Source organism: Mycobacterium gordonae (genome assembly GCF_001417955.2).
GTDB lineage: Bacteria > Actinomycetota > Actinomycetes > Mycobacteriales > Mycobacteriaceae > Mycobacterium > Mycobacterium gordonae_B.
Map to the genome: position 1 here is coordinate 1 of NZ_LKTM01000131.1, position 2766 is coordinate 2766.

The following is a 2766-nucleotide window of genomic DNA, read 5'->3' on the forward strand; positions in this document are numbered from 1 at the left end:
CCCGCCGCCGTAACCGAACGGAGGACCGGCCGCACCGGACCCGCCGGCCCCGCCGTCACCGATCAACCACCCGCCGGGCGCGCCGTTCGCGCCTGTCCCGGGAGCACCGTTGGCGCCGTTGCCGATCAGCGGGCGCCCGGTCAACGCCATCACCGGCACATTCACCGTGTCCACCACTTCGAGCAGCGTCTGACCGACAGTCTGCTCAAAAGCCTGCAGCGACAATCCATTTGCTGCCTCGGCAGACGCGTACGTGCCCGCGCTCGCAAGCAACGCCTGCTCGAACTGCACCTGGTACGCCGCGACCTGAGCGCCCAACGACTGATACGACTGGGCGTAGCCGCCGAACAACCGGGCGATCGCCGCGGACACCTCATCGGCGGCCGCCGCCACGATCCCGGTGGTCGGCGGTGCTGCCGACGCCGTGGCCCGCTTGATCGCCTCCGCGATTCCGCTGAGATCTGCTGACGCTGTGGCCAAAGCCTCGGGGGCTGCTATCACGAAGGTCGGCATCTGCGGCTCCCTTGATCCACGGGGCGACTCGTTCGGCTAACTCTATTCACACGGTCTTCAAATGTGAACAGACATGTCGTCGTGTCGGAGATCTTTGTGCCGCGGCACCAAAAGCCCGCCGCGGCTGCGCCTGAGGAGCGGCCGCTCCGTCGGCCCAACCGCTATGGATTCAAAGTGCCTGTCGGAGAACAGCTTACGAGAGTGCCGCTATGACCAGAAGTCGTTCATCGGCGTCGCGTACAGGTCGTTGTTGGTGAGCGTGGCAAGGGGAGTTCCCGCCGTGGGACTCAGCGCGTACTCGATCGTGGACATCAGGCTGTAGTGGTTGTAGTAGCTGTTGGTCACGAAGTGTCCGGACAGCATCCCCCCGGAGGTCACGGCGGCCTGATTCGGGATGACGACCATCGGAATGTGGTTGCCCTGGTTGCCATTTCCGTTCGACAAGTTGTTGAAGTCCTCGTCGAAGGTGATGATGATGACGTCCTTGGAGCCGCTGTTCCAGGTCGGCGAGTTCATAATGGTCGACACGTTCTGTTGCAGATATTGGTCGCCGGCCGCGACGTTGTACTGGTGGTTCGTGAGTTGGCTGGCAAGCCAATTGGCAATGTCAGCAGGAGAACTCACCGGGCCCTCCATGTTGGTCTCCTCGGACCCGCACAGCCACGCGAATCTAGGTGCGGTGAGCGGGTTCAGCAGATCGTCGTGCAGTTGTGTTATCGGCAGCAGGTGCTGCGCCAGGTAAGCGGGGCTGGCGTTGTAGACGTTGGTCAGCCGGGGGAACGGCAATTGGTCGACGCTGTAGTCACCCGATGAGACGATGGCGCCCGGGTAGGGCATGTTGGGCGTGTAGCCGGCCCACGATATGCCCGCGTTGTCCATCTTGTCGACGAGGTTGGGTGCGGTGACGGTGTTGGCGGTCGGGTTGTAGTCGATCCCCAGGTCGGTTCCGAGCAGGATCCGCAAGTAGTTTGGCTCGCTGGGGTGGCCCAGGGCGTAGTAGTTGTTGGCGTAGCCGTAGGTGTTGATCAGGCTGTTGAGGTAGGGGGCGTTGACGCTGCCGAGGATGTCGGCGGCGCCCTTGTTCTCCATGTAGAACAGGAACACGTGGTCGAGTTGGCCGACGTTCGACGTCGGGACGGTGAGCACCGGCGCGGCCAGGCTGGGGTCGCCGACGGTGAACGACAGGTTGTCGACGTAGGCGTTGTTGTAGTTGCTCAGGATCGGGTTGCGGTCGGCGAGGGTCGCCGTCACGACCGCGGAGGTGGTGCCGACCGGGATGGTCCCGGACACGTCGCGGGCCTGGAAACCGGTGCCGCCCAACCGATCCAACAATCCGACCTCGCCGGTTGCGCCGGTGCCCAGAACCGCGCCGTTGGCATTGAGGAAGGTGACTTTCAGTGACGCCGCGGAGGGGTCCAGCAGGTAGCCACCCAGCAGTCCGCTCAACGTGTACGGGGTGGTGCCCGTGTTGATCTTGGCGGCCGCGGCGGTCAGGTCGACGGTTTGACTGATGGAGCCCGAGCTCACCGGTCCGCCGCCGGCGAAATTGTTGCCCGCGCCAGGGGGCGCGGTGCCGGGGAAGCCCAGGAAGCTGGGGAGATCGGGCAAGGGGAACGAGAACGGCGAGGGGTAAGCGCGCCCCGTGCCGTAGCTGATGATGGTCGGGGTGCCGCTGACGGACCAACCGGGAATCGTCACCGAGCTGAAGCCTGAGGGGGAGGGGGTGGCGATTTCGAAGCTGGGATTGACGAGCAGGTTGGGGCTCATGGGCAGGCCGGGGATCCCGTTGTGGCCCAGCAGCCAGCCGCCCGTGCCGATGGTGCCGGGGCTGCCGACCACGGCCGGCGGCACTCCGTCACCGCCGTTGCCGCCGTTGCCGCCGTTGCCGATCAAGACCGCGTTGCCGCCGGCGCCGCCGCTGCCGCCGAACCCGAATTCCGTCTGGGCGCCGGCTCCGCCGGAACCGCCATTGCCCAGCAGAGATCCGCCGGTACCGCCCTCGCCCCCGTTCCCGCTGATGGCGATGACAGCAGAGAATCCGCCGGTTCCTCCCACCCCGCCGTCACCGAACAGGCCCGCGGCTCCGCCGGCGCCACCTTGGCCACCTCGGCCTTCGGCGGGCCCGCCGACGCCACCCGCCCCGCCGGACCCCAGCGCACCGGCGACACCGCCCGGGCCGCCCAGGCCGCCGCTGCCGGTGACGGCCGTTCCGCCCGCGCCACCGGAGCCGCCGCTGCCGGCGAACTGACCGCC

The 2766-nt window shown here is 66.9% G+C and carries 2 protein-coding genes; both read right to left on the minus strand.

Annotation, left to right across the window (positions count from 1 at the left end; translation table 11 throughout):
* Window positions 1–513: PE family protein (locus AO501_RS12910; protein ID WP_156452520.1), on the minus strand; the 513-nt coding region annotated here is incomplete at its 3' end.
* A gap of 207 nt (window positions 514–720) precedes the next feature.
* A partial coding sequence (locus AO501_RS12915) for an alkaline phosphatase family protein (RefSeq protein ID WP_055578111.1) occupies window positions 721–2766 on the minus strand: 2046 nt, incomplete at its 5' end.